The sequence below is a fragment of the Hymenobacter sp. UYP22 genome (genome assembly GCF_040547285.1).
Lineage (GTDB): Bacteria > Bacteroidota > Bacteroidia > Cytophagales > Hymenobacteraceae > Hymenobacter.
Genome location: NZ_JBEPPK010000004.1, coordinates 43,322 through 58,821 on the forward strand (window position 1 = coordinate 43,322; position 15,500 = coordinate 58,821).

13 protein-coding genes are annotated in these 15,500 nt (G+C 57.8%); 5 read left to right on the forward strand and 8 right to left on the reverse strand.

Annotation, left to right across the window (positions count from 1 at the left end):
- Positions 1 to 20: 20 nt before the first annotated feature.
- The 3 genes from ABIB60_RS08780 to ABIB60_RS08790 form a co-directional block, all read right to left on the reverse strand.
- Entirely contained in the window at positions 21 to 659 is a 639-nt protein-coding gene (locus ABIB60_RS08780; protein ID WP_354579228.1) for an energy transducer TonB, read from the reverse strand.
- A 129-nt stretch (positions 660 to 788) separates the two neighbouring features.
- Positions 789 to 1,853, reverse strand: a complete 1,065-nt coding sequence (locus ABIB60_RS08785) for a fatty acid desaturase family protein (protein WP_354579229.1) — start codon at positions 1,851 to 1,853, stop codon at positions 789 to 791.
- Positions 1,854 to 2,134: 281 nt separating this feature from the next.
- Positions 2,135 to 3,394 (reverse strand): DUF3298 domain-containing protein, encoded by a 1,260-nt coding sequence (locus tag ABIB60_RS08790; protein WP_354579230.1) that lies wholly within the window; start codon positions 3,392 to 3,394, stop codon positions 2,135 to 2,137.
- Positions 3,395 to 3,524: 130 nt separating this feature from the next.
- On the opposite strand from ABIB60_RS08790, the gene ABIB60_RS08795 reads away from it, so the two are divergent.
- Positions 3,525 to 4,391: an alpha/beta fold hydrolase gene (locus ABIB60_RS08795; RefSeq protein WP_354579231.1), complete on the forward strand. Its 867-nt coding sequence runs from the start codon at positions 3,525 to 3,527 to the stop codon at positions 4,389 to 4,391.
- A gap of 80 nt (positions 4,392 to 4,471) precedes the next feature.
- Here ABIB60_RS08795 and ABIB60_RS08800 read toward each other — a convergent pair whose 3' ends face one another.
- From ABIB60_RS08800 to tsaD, 5 genes are all read right to left on the reverse strand, one after another.
- On the reverse strand, positions 4,472 to 4,849 hold the full coding sequence (locus ABIB60_RS08800; protein WP_354579233.1) for a hypothetical protein: 378 nt from the start codon (positions 4,847 to 4,849) through the stop codon (positions 4,472 to 4,474).
- Between the two features lie 127 nt (positions 4,850 to 4,976).
- Entirely contained in the window at positions 4,977 to 5,471 is a 495-nt protein-coding gene (locus ABIB60_RS08805; RefSeq protein ID WP_125433479.1) for an HNH endonuclease, read from the reverse strand.
- Between the two features lie 176 nt (positions 5,472 to 5,647).
- A complete protein-coding gene (locus ABIB60_RS08810; RefSeq protein ID WP_354579235.1) occupies positions 5,648 to 6,424 on the reverse strand; it encodes a C40 family peptidase in 777 nt (258 codons plus the stop codon).
- Positions 6,425 to 6,618: 194 nt separating this feature from the next.
- The gene (gene smpB, locus ABIB60_RS08815) at positions 6,619 to 7,098 is read right to left on the reverse strand and encodes an SsrA-binding protein SmpB (protein ID WP_380229993.1); all 480 of its coding nucleotides are present in this window, start codon (positions 7,096 to 7,098) and stop codon (positions 6,619 to 6,621) included.
- Positions 7,099 to 7,204: 106 nt separating this feature from the next.
- Positions 7,205 to 8,212 carry a tRNA (adenosine(37)-N6)-threonylcarbamoyltransferase complex transferase subunit TsaD gene (gene tsaD, locus ABIB60_RS08820; protein ID WP_354579640.1) on the reverse strand — a complete coding sequence of 336 codons (1,008 nt, stop codon included), beginning with the start codon at positions 8,210 to 8,212 and terminating at the stop codon, positions 7,205 to 7,207.
- Positions 8,213 to 8,481: 269 nt separating this feature from the next.
- Between tsaD and ABIB60_RS08825 the strand changes: the two genes are divergently transcribed.
- From ABIB60_RS08825 to ABIB60_RS08840, 4 genes are all read left to right on the forward strand, one after another.
- Positions 8,482 to 13,071: a translocation/assembly module TamB domain-containing protein gene (locus ABIB60_RS08825; protein ID WP_354579238.1), complete on the forward strand. Its 4,590-nt coding sequence runs from the start codon at positions 8,482 to 8,484 to the stop codon at positions 13,069 to 13,071.
- 107 nt (positions 13,072 to 13,178) lie between these two features.
- Positions 13,179 to 14,066, forward strand: a complete 888-nt coding sequence (locus tag ABIB60_RS08830; protein ID WP_315998621.1) for a cell division protein FtsX — start codon at positions 13,179 to 13,181, stop codon at positions 14,064 to 14,066.
- A gap of 223 nt (positions 14,067 to 14,289) precedes the next feature.
- Positions 14,290 to 14,598: a DUF3098 domain-containing protein gene (locus ABIB60_RS08835; RefSeq protein ID WP_354579240.1), complete on the forward strand. Its 309-nt coding sequence runs from the start codon at positions 14,290 to 14,292 to the stop codon at positions 14,596 to 14,598.
- Between the two features lie 90 nt (positions 14,599 to 14,688).
- A complete protein-coding gene (locus ABIB60_RS08840) occupies positions 14,689 to 15,477 on the forward strand; it encodes an undecaprenyl-diphosphate phosphatase (RefSeq protein ID WP_354579242.1) in 789 nt (262 codons plus the stop codon).
- The last annotated feature ends 23 nt before the right edge of the window (positions 15,478 to 15,500 follow it).

The following is a 15,500-nucleotide window of genomic DNA, read 5'->3' on the forward strand; positions in this document are numbered from 1 at the left end:
TATTCCCGCATTCACCTTAGTTATTTGGTACGTTGAACATAAGCTTGTACCACTAACTCACCTAAACTACCAATTGGCATAGGTATGCGTTTGGCATCAGTAATGCAGTTGGTGTTCATAGATGTGCATAGCGCAAAACGTACTATAAAGGCAACCTTTGCGGGCGTGGGTTTACCCTGATATATAGCGGGTAGGTAATTTATATCTGCTGACTCCAGCACTTTGTACACTTCTTCAGCCAAACTCACACTTGGAGTCATTGTTGCCACTGGAGTAGTCTTTCTACCCAGTTCGTCAATCACGTAAGTGATAATGACTGTACCCGAATTCCGCTCACGGATGTCGTTAAATGGGTATCGTAGTTTTCTAGACAACTGACCAAGTAGTTCATCTTTGCCTCCAAGTAACCGGGGCGCTCTATCAAGACGGTGTACTTGCCAAGTCGTGTCTACCAAGACCTGGTATTTGGCCGTATCAGACCGAATATACTGAATTCGGCTTGAGTCGTAGTCAAATTTCAGAGCCAGCTCTTTTCCATCATAATACTCCCATACACCTGCTGGTTTACCATTTTTCATCTGGCCCCGGCTGGCCTGACTTTGCACTGTCAATGGACGCAACCCAATGAATAGCATTATAAAAATGAGGAAACGATACATGTAATTAGTCCAGGGCTTTTAGGTCATATAAATTGAGGCGCAATAACGCAGAATCTTATTGAACTATGCAAAAAAGGGGGCATACACAATGATGTGCATACCCCCTTTTTTGCGGTAACCAACGAATTATTACGCCCGGCCCAACTCGCGCAGGTGCGCTACGTGGGAGGCTACGGCGTAGCGCATCTTGGGGTACTCGTTGTACTCAATGTTGAACTCCTCGCACATCTGGCGCAGAATCTTGTTCAGAGCCGGGTAGTGCACGTGGGAGATGTTGGGGAACAGGTGGTGCTCAACCTGGAAGTTGAGGCCGCCCACCAGCCAGCTGATAACTTTGTTATCGGTGGCGAAGTTGGCGGTGGTTTTGATCTGGTGGATGGCCCACTCGTCCTCAATCTTGCGGGTGGTTTCGTGGGGTACTACGAAGCTGGTGTGCTCCACGGTGTGCGCCAGCTGGAACACGATGCTCAGAGTGAAACCGGCCACCGCCATAAACGTGAGGAAGCCCACCAGCCAACCCAGGAAACCTACGGTGTAGATGGGCAGCGCCACAAACAAACCCAGGTGCAAAGCCTTGAAGCCCCAGAATACGCCCTGGTCGGAGGCGGTCATCTTCTTGATGGGCATTTCGCCGATTTTGCCTTTGAAATACTTCTGGTAATCCATGAAGAAAATCCAGGCAATGAACAGCAGGGCGTAGAAAAACCAGAAGTACAGGTGCTGGAAGCGGTGGAGCTTGCGGCGGGGCTGCTCGGGGCTGAGGCGCAGCCAGGGCTGGGCATCCAGGTCATCGTCCACGCCTTCCACGTTCGTGTACATGTGGTGGATAAGGTTGTGCTTGGCGTTCCACATGAAGGAATTGCCGCCCATCACGTTGAGAGTGAAGGCCGCAAACTGGTTCATCCACTTCTTCTTGCTGAAGGAGCCGTGGGCGCCGTCGTGCATCACGTTGAAGCCAATGGCCGCCCCAATGAGGCCCAGTAAAGCAGACTCAGCCACTCCAACCCAGGCGGAAGGCGTCCAGAACACAAGGTGCAGGTACACGGCCACGAAGGCGGCCGTTAGCAGCACGGCCTTGAAAAACAAGGTTTTACCACCGGTGGTAGACTTACCGGCTTCCGCGAAGTAGGCGTTGGTGCGGCGTTTCAACTCCTGGTGAAAGGAGCGGGAGGCCGCGAATTTGGGTGCGAGCATAGGAAGTGATAAGAAGAAACTGTGTCAAAGATACCGCTTCTGCTCCCGCTGCGGATTCGGGCGGGCGCAAAAGCCCGGGATTATGTACGCCGGTGGCCTTTCTCTGTCAACAACCCCCAAAGGGCCGAATAAAGTCCGGCCCGCCGCAGAATACCCCAGGTTACTGGAAATATTCCGCGGCGGGCCGGTTAACGTAAGCTGACGTTGGCGTGAGGCTGGGCGGGTGAACCAAACGACAACTGGCCCGACGGCTTGCAGCCGCCGGACCGGCGCATTCTTTATTAACGGCGGGCTACCGCCTGGCCGCCGCTGATAGGCAGTCCCGGCTTCAATACCGCCTGCAATGCCGAGTACGGCACAAACACGCTGATTTCCCCTTGGGCATAAGAGGCCACCTCATAAGGCAGATACACGAACACCGCGCCGCCGCTGGTCAGGTATACATTGCGGGTGACGGGCAAGGAGTTCTGGAACAAGGTGCCTTTCAGCGGTTCGGAATCTTTAAGGCCCAGGGCCGGACGGGCGTAGCGGCCGAGAATACCCTCCAGCTGCTTTTTAGTACCAGGGCGGAAAATATCGTCGAAGCGCAGGGCCTGGCCGGTGCGGGTATCGTAGCTGCGCACGTAGGTGCCGTATATACCGTGGGCTCCGCCGGAGAAGTCATAGCCAAAGTACCCGATGCTGAGCAGGTTATCCGCGTTCCAGAGCACGTAGGTGTTGGCTTCCTGCTCATAGGCCAGGGAGGCCCGGGGCTGATAATCGGAAGTGTCTTTGACCGCCTCAGCTACTAGGGGGGCTACTTCTTTGCGGTACTCCTTGGTGAAATAGGCAAGCTGCTCTTTCCACAGGTTTTCCAGAGAAGGCGCCGGTTTGGTTTCTACAGAGTCGCCACGCAGGCCACGCACCAAGCTGGCGGCCAGTTTTTCCTGGCTGGAGCCGGAAGCAGGAACCAGCGCATACATGGATAGGTGAGCCGCTATACTATCCTCCGGGTGGTCGGGGCGGGCCAGCACGTCTTCGGAAAAAGTGCGGGCCTTGAACTGGATACCCGTGGGGTTACGCACCAGCCGCAGCCGCAGGGGTTGGCCGCCCAGCGTACCAACCAGTGCCCCACCTTCCTGTTTCAGCAGCCACTGGGCACCCTCGGAGTTGGCATCAGCCCGCTCCTGGCTTACGTCGCGGAGGTTTAAGCTGTCGGTACCGGTGGGTTGGTCGCCGGCCAGCTCGTAGGGGTGCCCATCGGCAGCGGCGTAGAACCCTACCAAGCGGCCCATAGTGGTTTCGCCGGGAGCTTCGCCCAAATGCTGCAGGTGTACTGTTATGCTATCGGAAGTACCCGGCAATACCCCCCGGTACTGATGGTACCAGGGCGGAGTATCGGCAACGGTGGGAACCGAAGCAGTTGGGTTTTCGGTGGTAGCGGTTTTTCCGGCTGACTTATCGGAGCCGGAATTACAGGCAGCCAGTAGCATACCGGCCGCCACGGGAGCCGACCACGCGCGGAGCAGTCGGCTGGCGGAATGATTGGAAAGGAAGCTCATCGACCCAAAGAACGCAGAATTTGGGCAGGCGTTCAAACCGGTATAACATATTGGCATTTCCCTATCGTCCTGCCAGCTCAAGCGTATGTAGCCACATAGATTCATCTTCTCCATCCCAAGCACCTCCACTATGAGCTACATTAAAGCCGGTCAGGACGCCAACGGCGCCGACGTCAAACTGCATTATACCGACCAAGGCACTGGCAACCCCATTGTGCTGATTCATGGCTGGCCCGCCACCTATGAAATGTGGGAATACCAGTTGGCCGAACTGCCCAAGCACGGCAACCGCGTGGTGGCATACACCCGCCGGGGCTTCGGTAACTCCAGCAAAACCTGGGATGGGAACGACTACGACACCTTCGCTGATGACCTGAACGCGGTACTCACGGAACTGGATTTGCAGAACGTGACGCTGGTAGGCTTCTCGATGGGTGGGGGCGAAGTGGCGCGCTACATGAGCAAGTACAACGGAGCCCGCGTAAGCAAAGTGGCATTTGTATCGGCCGTGACGCCCTTCCTGCTGCAAACCGAAGGCAACCCCGACGGAGCGCCCAAAGAAAACTTCGACAAAATGGTGGAAGGTATCCGCAAAGACCGGTTTGACTTCCTGGCCACCTTTGGCAAGCAGTTCTTCGGCGTGGGCACTATTAGTCACCCCGTCAGCCAGCCCACCCTTGACTGGATGCAGAGCATCTGCCAGCTGGCTTCGCCCCGCGCCACTGAGCAGTGCGTGTACGCCTTTGCCGCCACCGACTTCCGCCAGGATTTGGCAACCATCAAAGTGCCTACGCTAGTTATTCATGGCAGCGACGACCAAACGGTACCAGCGAAAGTGAGTGGGGAGCGAATGACGCAGTTTGTACCCCACGCCCAGTATGTTGAGTATAGCGGTGCCCCCCACGGCCTGTTTGTCACTGAAAAAGACCGTCTGAACCGTGACCTGCAGGCCTTTGTAAGCGGCACCACGGTAGAAGGTACCGCTGACCGGTACTAAATTCAGCTTTCTAACAACATACCAACGCCCCACCCAAGCATAAGCTCGGGTGGGGCGTTGGTATGTTATGGCAGCAGCACTCATTGCTCCAAACGAAGGCTAAGCCGCCCATTGGCTATATCCGTCACGCCTACCACGTACGTATACTTACCGGGCTGCAACGGTGTCTCACCCACATAATCGGTAGGTATCCACTCCAGATCCTGGCCGTTGATTTTCACCTTTACCGCAGCGTAGCTGAACGCCTCGGAGTACGTTGCGTAGTCGGAGCTTTGCCCGGCGCTTACGGTGCCGTACGCGTGTTGCCCACTGGGCATGAGCACCTGCACGGCCTCAAATTGGTAGCTGCTGGCGTTTCTTGCTCTGATCTGGACTTTGGTGTCTTTCTCTTCTTTCTTACAGGATAACTGGAACAGGCTGACGACAAAGAGGCATACCAGCAGGGTGAGTTGTTTCATGGCTAATAGATAAAGGATGGTTGGCTTAGCGAGGAGCCTATAGATGCCGGTAGCGTTGCATAACTACCACTTGTCAGCAATAATTGTCAGCAATAAAAAAACCGGTTAGCCACAAGGGCTACCGGTTTTAGTGCAGATAAGGATGCCAGTTTTGGTCGAGGGTACCGGCGCTGAGTTTAAGAAAGCCGGTGAGGGTAGGTTTTTTGGGTTGCTGCCTAATAGTAAGACCCGCCTCCTGGGGGGTACGATGCCCTTTGGCGTGGTTGCACCTGGCACAGGCCGTGAGCAGGTTGGCCCAACTGGAGTCCCCGCCCCTACTTCGGGGCAATACGTGGTCGAGCGTGAGGTTTTTCGTGGAACCGCAGTACTGGCACTCGAAATGGTCCCGCTTCATAATGTTATGCCGACTCAGGGCAATGCCTTTGTAGGGCACCCGCACGTAGCGCTGCAACCGGATGATACTAGGCTTGGGAAATGCCTTGCTCACCGTACGCAACACCCCGTTTTCTGACTTGGCAATCAACTCGGCCTTTTCCAAAAACAGAAGCACGAAGGCCTTCTGCACACTGCACAGCGTAATGGCTGTGTAGTCACCGTTCAACACAAGAACTTTTTGGTCCATATTGCGCTAAGAAAAATGAATCTGGTCTGCCAGAAAGCTAGATGATTCTTAGCGTATTAACAATAGCCAACAGGTTTAGTTCGGGGGTGGCTGAGGAGCTATTTACGGGCCTTCAGATTGAGTCCCGCGTCATTTCTTGCGGGGTTCGATATGACGACCTAACGGCAAATTTTACCTTAGTCGTCGGGTAGCAGGCGCTTAATCAGGCGCAGCTTGTGGGAGTATTTCTGCCAGTCGCGGCGGAAAATACCGTTGTGGTCCAGGGGGTCGATGCGCACTTCGCCACTGGCGTGCAGAATCTGCTGGTCTTCCAGCACCAACCCCACATGAATGATGCGGCCGTCGGCATTATCAAAGAAGGCCAGGTCGCCGGGGCGGGTTTGGGCCACAAAGTGCACCGGCTGGCCCACATGAATCTGCTGGCTGGCGTCGCGGGGAAGCTGCACGCCAATCAGGCCGTAGAGCTGCTGCATGAGGCCGGAGCAGTCGATACCGAACAGGGTGCGGCCGCCCCAGAGGTAAGGCGCTTTCAGGAAGGTCTGGGCCATTTTCTGGAGCAGGCGCAGCCGTACATCGGCCGGGCCCTGGGGGCCGTGACCGTTCTGGGGGTTGGTAGCGGCTCCATTATAAAACATCTGCTGCTCCCCTACCCGTAGCGTCATACCATCAAAAAACGGCAGGCGCGTGCCCAGCGTGACGGGAATACGGGTGTTTTCGTTGCTCACCATCTGCACCACGTCCAGGGTGCGGGGGTGGTCCTGGTGCTGCCACTGCTGAAAGTAAGCGGGCGTTACGGGCAAGTGCTGCTTGCTGTCGAACCAGCCCTCGTAGCCATCGGCCGCCAGCCGAATTTGCCGCCACTGGTCCTGGGCCCGTAGGATGGTGTAACACTCTCCGAAGAGAAGCTGGGTAACTATTTCGGCCTTATCGGAAGGCTCTGCGCGTACCGGCACAGCGCTCAGTGCGCAGATTCCGTGTTCCAAAACGGTGAAGTGGTGAAGGGTGAAGTGGTGAAACCGGCTCCGGCCTCAACTTTTAGTGTGGTAGTAAATGGCTTACTGCGCAGTGGCGCAACTGCTCCGCGAAGCTCCCGCTTTAAGATGAACTCACCAAAGCATCTTCACAAATTCGCTTTTCACAACTTCACCTAGTAGTCCCGGGCACGGTCCATTTCGCGCTTCTGGTCTTTGGCTTTGAGGTCGTCGCGCTTGTCGTAGAGCTTTTTGCCTTTGGCCAGGGCTATTTCCAGCTTGGCAAAGCCCCGGTCGTTGACAAACATGCGCACCGGAATAATGGTGAGGCCTTGCTCCTGGGCCTTGCCGGCCAACTGCTTCAGCTCTTTCTTATTCAGGAGCAGCTTGCGGGCCCGGGTGGGCTCGTGGTTGTTGTAGGTACCCTCGGTGTACTGGGCAATGGTGATGTTGTGGGCCCACAGGCTCCCATCCTGGTGGAAGGTGCAGAAGCCATCCTGGAGCTGCACGCTGCCCTCCCGGATACTCTTGATTTCGGTACCCTGCAACATCATTCCGGCGTTGTACTGCACCAGAAAGGCGTACTCGTGGCGGGCCCGGCGGTTCTGGATGTTGATGTTCTTGGGTTTGTCGTCTTTCTTACTCACGGTGTTGATTCTCGCAGTGGGGGGGCGGTGGATTGCGCAGAGGTTCGCAGTGGGGAGTGTACGCAGCACGCCGCGGCAAAGCTGCCCCCGCCCGAAAATAACGGTTTCCGGCGGCCTAGGTCAGCTTCAGGCGCGGGTCGGAGCTGACGAGCTGGTTGGCGAAGTCGCCAGCCTGGTACTGGAAGTGGGCCGTCATGGCCACCATGCCGGCATTATCGGTGCAAAATTGAAAGGCCGGAATAAATACGCTCCAGCCCTGGGCCGCGGCCTCATCCTGCAAGGCCTGGCGCAGGCCGCTGTTGGCGGCTACGCCCCCAGCCAGGGCTACCTGGGTCAAACCCTGGTCGTGGGCGGCGCGGCGCAGCTGGCGCAATAGCGTCTGGATGATGGTGTGCTGAATGCTGGCGCAGAGGTCGGGCAGGTTTTCCTGGATGAAGGCGGGGTTTTGGGCCGTTTCCTTTTTCAGGAAGTAGAGCACCGCCGTTTTCAGGCCGCTGAACGAGAAATCATAGCCCGGCATGGTACCCACCGGAAACGGAAAGCGCGTGGGATTTCCCTGGCGGGCTAGTTTATCGAGGTGGGGACCAGCCGGGTACGGCAGGCCCAGCAGTTTGCCGGTTTTGTCGAAGGCCTCCCCGGCGGCGTCGTCGGTGGTTTGCCCGATAATTTCCATATCCAAAGCCGAGCGCACCACTACCAATTGGGTATGCCCCCCACTTACGGTGAGGCACAGAAACGGGAATATGGGCCGGGGCTCCTCAATGAAATGGGCCAGAATGTGGGCGCGCATGTGGTTGACGGCAATAAGCGGCTTGCCCAGGGCCAGGGCCAGGGTTTTGGCGAACATGCCGCCCACCAGCAAGGAGCCCAGCAGGCCCGGCCCCTGGGTGAAGGCCACCGCGTCGAGGTCGGTTTTGCTGACACCGGCTTTCTGCAGGGCGGCGTCTACTACCGGAATCAGGTGCTGCTGGTGGGCTCGGGAGGCCAGCTCGGGCACCACGCCGCCGTACTGCTCGTGTACCTGCTGAGTGGCTACCACATTGGAGCGGATTTCGCCGCCAACCATTACGGCCGCGGAGGTATCGTCGCAGGAAGACTCAATAGCGAGGATGACAGGGTGCATTTCCATAGAAGTGAGGAGACAGGAGCTAGAAGTTAGGAGCTATAAATTAGCAGTAGAAAGATGGAGACCGTTTACTCCTGGCTCCTAACTTCTAGCTCCTGTCTCCTATACTCCCCGCAAAGGTCGGGGCAAAATACCAGAATGCCGCAGGGGGATTTCAGGCTAACCTTACCCGGTACGGCTCCGTTTCCTTGCGCGGGCGGTTTTCCCAGGCAACGGTCGGGGGCAAGTGCCTATCTTTGTTGTTGCCCCGTACCAGCTCTCCTCCCGTGCCCCGGTTTCTGTCCGTCATCCTTAAGGTGTTGTTTGCCCTGCTGCTGCTGGTAGTGCTGGCCGTGGTGGGGGCCTTGGTGGCGTTGCGTATCCCGAGCGTGCAGACGGACGTGGCCCAGCGCGCTGCCCGCATTCTTACGGATAAGCTGGGGCAGCAGGTAATCGTGAACCGAGTGGATATCCGGCCGTTTTCGCGGGTGGTACTGGAGGGCGTGCGGGTGCTGGACCGGCGCGGCAACGAGCTGTTCAACATTGGTCGGGCCGATGCCGATATTCGCTTGTTCAGCGTGTTTGACCCCAGCCACCTGCACGTGGGCAAGCTCACGCTGGAGGAGCCGCGCTTTAACCTGGTTACCTACAAAAACCAGCCCGACTCCACCACTCTCGACCAGTTTATCAGCTCGGTGAAGCGGCTGCTGGGCCCTTCCGATACCACTAAAGTCAGCAAGCCCTTCGACTTTAAGATTGAGGCCCTGGGCCTGCGCAACGGCCGCTTTGTACTGGACCGCCAGAACGTGCCGCGCATTCCGGAGTACGGCCGCACCATGGATTACGCCCACATGTACCTGGATAGCATTTACGCCGATGCCGACCAGCTGTGGTTTAAGGGTGACACCATTCACGCCAATATTCAGGGCCTGCGCACCGTGGATATGCCCTCCGGTACCCGCCTGCGGGAGCTGACCTCGGACATGACCTACGCGGGCAAGTTCTGGGAGTTTGACAAGCTGATGCTGCGCGTGCAGAATAGCCAGCTTCACGACTACTTGCGCTTCGAGTACGACCATTTCCTGAATTTCACGGACTTCAATGACTCGGTAAAAGTTATTGCCCGGCTCAAGCCCAGCCGGGTGTACTCCGATGACATTGCCAAGTTTGCGCCCCAGCCCTTCATGCGGGAGCTCAAGGAAACCGTGCTGATTTCGGGTCAGGCCAAGGGCTACGTGCGCAACTTCACCACCAAAAACCTGGACATCACCTACGGCCGCAACACCCGCGTGCGGGGCGACATTAACGTGGAAGGCCTGCCCAACTTCAAGGAGAGCTTTATTGAGATGCGCCTGCAGCCTTCGGTGGTGGACGGGCGCGACATCAAGCGGTATATTCCGGCGTCGGGCTGGCCTTACGTGCAGCGCCTGGGCACCGTGAAGCTGAAAGGGCAGTTTTTGGGCTTCTACAACGACTTCGTGGCCAACGGCTCCTTCCAGACGGCATTGGGCTCGGTGGTATCTGATGTGAACCTGAAGTTTAAGGACGACCCGCGCTACAGCAGCTACGAGGGCACGGTGCGCACTAACGGCTTCCAGCTGGGCCGGCTGCTGGGCGACGAAAGCGTGGTGCGCGACGTGACCATGAACGGCAAAGTGGCCGGTGTGGGTTTCGATTTGCGCACGGCCCGCCTCACGGCCAATGCCACCATTCCCAGCATCTGGCTGAACGGCTACCGCTTCCGCAACATCAGCACCAATGGCCGCTTTAGCCGCGAATCCTTCACCGGCAAAATAGCCGCCAACGACCCCAACCTGCAGTTCGACGCCGACGGCACCGTGGAGCTGAACCAGCAGCGCCAAGCCTTCGACCTGCGCGCCCGCATCCGCCGGGCCGATTTGCGGGCCCTGGGCCTCACTCGTCAGAGCGTAATTGTAGCTACCACCGCCGACGTGAAATTTAAGGGCTTGAAGCTGGATGAGCTGTTGGGGTACGCCCGCCTGCGCAACTCCCGCCTCAGCTACGCCGGCCGCAACGTGCCCATTGATACTTTGGACGTTGTGAGCCAGTACGGTGGGGGGCAGCGCCGCCTCACGGTACGCTCCGAGGTGCTGAACCTGGCCCTGGCTGGCAACTTCACGCCGACTACCGTGCTGCGCGACGTGACCACGCTGGTGGAGGAGTACCGCCTCAACTTTGCCAGCAACGACGCGGCCATTGCCGACTATTACCGCCGCAAGCGCCAGCGCCCCCTCCCCGACTATCAGATTGGCCTGAACCTGTATTTGAAGCGCCCCAACCCGGTGCTCCACTTGTTCATGCCCCAACTCACCATTTCGGATTCTACGGTTATTGACGGCTCCTTCCGCAACGGGCAGACTTCTATTTTCCAGTTGGGCGGGCGCGTGGCCGAAGTGCGCTACGACAGCCTACAGCTGCGTAATAATGAGTTCGACCTGACCACTTCCAAGCTGCCCTACCAGCCCGAGGTACTGGCTCAGGCCAGCGTAACCTCCGAGCGGCAGCGGGTGCCGGGGCTGGGCGCCACCGAGAAGTTCTACGTGGAGGGCGTCTGGGACCAGGAGCGCATCAACTTCTCCACTTCCCTGGCCCAGACCGGCACTACCAACAAGGCCCAGATCAACGGGGCGCTGGCTTTCCTGGATGATGCCGTGAAGGTTACCTTCCGGCAGTCGGGGGTGAATGTGCTGGGCAAGGAGTGGGCCATTGCCCCGGACAACTCCCTGGTTATTTCGGGCGGGGGCCGGGAGTTCGACTTCCAGAACGTAACGCTCAGCAACGGCAACCAGAGCATCAGTGCCCAGGGCTTTCTGTCGGAGAACCCCAACAAGCCGCTGGCTCTCACGGTGAAGGACTTCGAGCTATCTACTTTGAGCGGGCTGACTGGCACGCAGAAGTTTGGCGGCCGGGTAAACGCCCTGGGCACCATCAGCGGCGTGTACGGTCCGCTGGTTATTAATTCTACCCTTACTGTGGACTCCTTGCAGATGGGCAACGTGCTGATTGGCAACGTACAGGGCCGGGGCGACTGGGACAATGACCTGAAGCGCTTGGGCGTGAACCTGGATGTGGGCCGGGACCAGCAGCGCGTGCTGGCCGTAACCGGCTACATAGCTCCGGGTGCCGAAAAGCAGCAACTCAGCCTGACCGGCGTGCTCGATAATGCCCCGATCAAACTGGCCGAGCCTTTCCTGAACACCATCTTCCGGGATATGAGCGGTACCGGGGTAGGCACCCTGCGCCTGAACGGCCTGCTCTCGGCCCCGCAGCTTACTGGCAATATTGATGTGACGAACGGGCAGCTCACGTTCATTTACCTGGGCACCACCTACACTTTCTCTGACCGGATCCGGTTTTTGGAGGACCGCATTGCCCTGCAGAATATTACCGTGCGCGACCCCCAGGGCAATACCGGCGTGGTGAACGGCAACATCTACCAGCAGGGCTTCCAGAACATGCGCCTGGACCTCAACGCTTCTTTCCGCAAGCTGCAGGTGCTCAATACCACCCGCAAAGACAACGAGCTGTACTTTGGGCAGGCCTATGCCACCGGTACGGCCGTGGTGCGCGGCCCCGCCGATAACCTGTTTATCAACGTAACGGCCCGCTCCGAGGCTGGTACCCGGGTGTCGTTACCGTTCGATAACGCGGCCAAGGCCGAGCAGGCTAGCTACATCCGCTTCGTGAACCGCAACCTCTCCGATACGGCCCGCACGGCTCCGGTGCAGGTAGCTGGCACTACCGATTTATCGGGCATTCGGCTGAATATGAACCTGGATATTACGCCCGATGCCTACGTGGAGCTGCTACTCGACGAAAGCACCGGCGACATTATCCGGGGCTCGGCCACGGGGCAGCTGCGCCTAAACATTGATACCCGCGGCGACTTCAATATGTATGGGCAGGTAGAAATTGTGCGCGGCGCCTACAACTTTACCTTGCAAGGGCTGGTGAACAAGGAGTTTGTGGTGCGGCCCGGCGGCACTATTAGCTGGAACGGCGACCCGCTGGCCGGGGAAATGAACGTAACGGCTACGTACACGCAGCGCACCTCCTTGGCTCCTATCGTGTACAATACCGGCAACGCCTCCAGCTCCAACGCGGCGGTGGTGCCCGTAACGGCCGTTATGAATCTGAGCGGCCCGCTGCTGCAGCCCATTATTCGGCTTAACCTGGAGTTCAACGATATTCCCTCCTCCCTGGAAGGCGACCTAGCGCCGTTCTTTTCCGCTATCCGCAACGATGAGCAGGAGCTCAACCGCCAAGTGTTCAGCCTGATTGTGTTCCGCCAGCTCACGCCCATCGGCTCCCTGGCCGTTACGCGCCTGCAGGGCGAGAACAACGCCATCGGCAACTCCCTGGGCCAGATTATTTCTACCCAACTAGGTCTGCTGACGTCCCAGATTGACCCCAACCTGGAAATCAGCTTTAACCTGAACGGCTTGACCGCTGAGGATTTGCAGGCCCTGCAATTGCGCCTGAGCTACGCTTTCCTGAATGGCCGGCTGCGCATTACCCGGGAGGGCAGCATCAGCAGCAACACCACGGCCACTTCCGGCGGCACCACACCCATTGCCTCCTCACAGACCTCCTTCATCGGTGATTTGAGCCTGGAGTACTACCTGCGTCCCGATGGTAAGTTCCGGGCGAAGCTGCGCTACGAAACCACCCCCCGCGACCTGACGAGCTTCACCCAGGGCGTGAACCAGGCCCGGGCCGGCGTATCGCTCTTGCACACGGAGCAGTTTGATACCTTCCGGGAGCTGTTCTCGCGCAAGCGCCTGCGCCGCCGCGACCAAAACGCCCGCAAAGCCCGCGAACTTCAAATTGACGACGACCCCCGTACTGTTATGTGAGTTAGCGATTCGGTGATTTAGTGAGTTGGTCGTTCTGCTTGCGCAACCAACACGGCTAAACTGCCAACTCACTAAATCACAAACTCACTAAATCACCATTTCACCGCATGAACCGACCGACCCGCAAGAAGAAACTGGGGAGTTATCCGCACCTGATGGTGGTATTTAGTATTACCCTGGCCTTGCTAGTGATTGGGCTGTTCGGGCTGCTGCTGATTCATGCCCATAAAGTATCGACGCTGGTGAAGGAAAACCTGGAAATGCAGGTGTATCTGGAGCGGGGCCTACCCGAAACCCAACTGCTGCGCCTGCAACAGGACTTTGCGCGCAAACCTTACATAGCCCGCAAGGACGGGCAGCCCCAGGTACGCTTTCTTTCCAAGGAAGAAGGCGCCAAACAGCTCATCGACCAAACCGGGGAAGACTTCCAGCAGTTTCTCGGCGACAATCCCCTGCGCGACGCCTACCTGCTCAAGATTAACGCCGATTACGCCGATGCCCCCCAGCTGGCCCGCATCAAGCAGGAGCTGGGCCAGGAGGAAGGGGTGTTTGAGGTGGAGTACGTGGAAAGCCTGATTACCTCCGTGAATGAGAACCTGCGCAACGTGAGCTTGGTGCTGCTGGGTTTTGCGGCGGTACTTACGTTTGTGGTGGTAGTACTCATCAACAATACCATTAAGCTGGCCCTGTTTTCGCAGCGTTTCCTGATTCGGAGCATGCAGCTGGTGGGCGCTACCTCGGGCTTCATTCAGTGGCCATTTATGCGTCGGGCGGTGTGGCAGGGGCTGGTAAGCGGCCTGCTGGCCGGCCTGCTGCTGCTGGCCCTGCTCCAATACGCCTACCTACAATTGGCCGAGTTGCGGCTGCTGCAGGATGTGCGCCTGTTTGGGGCTCTGGCAGTGGCGCTGGTGCTGCTGGGCATGGGTATTGGATTCCTGAGCTCCTGGCGGGCGGTGCGCAAATACCTCAGCATGTCGCTGGACGAGTTGTACTGATTGGTTGAGGATTGCTGATAGTTACTATAAACTGTCATTCTGAGCGGAGCGAAGGACCTTATCACATTAGAACAACTTGCTCTCACGCTGGCCGTGCTGATAAGGTCCTTCGCTGCGCTCAGAATGACTATTTTAGTCATTCAACCGTTGATTCGTACCCTCAAAATTCAGGGTTGGTTGAATTTGCGCAGCATCTTCCGGCAACCCTCCTACCTTTGCCCTCATGGAACCGACTACTCCCCGCTTCGCCTTCGGGCCGCGCAACTACCGCCTGATGTTTGTCGGGCTGGCCGTGCTGGCCGCCGGCTTCATCACCATGACGCTGGACTCTGAGGATTACGGCGAAGGTTTTTTGGGCATTACCCTGGGGCCCATTCTGTTGGCCGTGGGCTTTATTATTGAGTTTTGGGCTATTATGGCCCGCCCCGGCGCCACGGCCCCAGTGGCCCAGGATGCTGCTACGGTGAACACCGTGCCCTCACAGCCGGCACCGGCCAAGCCCATCATCACCGCGCCTACCTACAAGCGCTAGTTCTTGCTTTTTTATCCATCAGGGAGGGTGTAGCCTGTTGTCGGTATCGGCAGGCGGCACGCTCCCTGCTGACTGTTACCCCCTGCTCCTATGTCGTACTGGCACGCGCTGTTGCTCGCCATTGTTGAAGGCCTCACTGAGTTTCTGCCGGTTTCCAGCACCGGGCACATGATTATTGTGGCCAACCTGCTGGGCATCGGGCAACTCCCCTTCACCGATACCTTTATCACCTCCATTCAGTTTGGCGCCATCTTGTCGGTGGTGGCCCTGTATTGGCGGCGCTTCCTGCAGAGCTTCGATTTTTACCTGAAGCTGGCCGCCGCTTTTATTCCTTTCGGCATTCTGGGCTTTCTGCTAAAGGATGTGATTGAGCGCCTGCTCAAGGACGTGAGCGTGGTGGCCTGGTCGTTGATGATTGGAGGTATTGTGCTGGTGTTCGTGGATAAGCTGTTCACCTCGGAGCGCAAGCAGGTAACTACGCCTAGCTTCGCCCAGGCCATCAAAATTGGCTTGTTTCAGTGCATTGCGCTGGTGCCGGGCGTGTCGCGCTCCGCTGCTACCATTGTGGGCGGCCTGGCGCAGGGCTTCGACCGGCGCTCCGCCGCCGACTTCTCGTTTCTGCTGGCCGTGCCGACCATGTTTGTCATTACGGCTTATCAGCTTTACAAAACCTTCAAAGTAGCCGCCCCCGGCGCCAACGACATCAAACTGCTGCTGTTCGGCAACGTGGTGGCCTTCATTGTGGCACTGCTGGCCGTCAAAACGTTCGTGGATTTCGTGTCGCGCTTCGGTTTCCGGGCCTTTGGCCTCTACCGTATTGCCGTGGGCCTGATCATCCTGATTATGCTGGCTCTGGGCATTCCGCTCAAAATTGTGTAGTTCTTCTTCAGACGCAGTTTTTC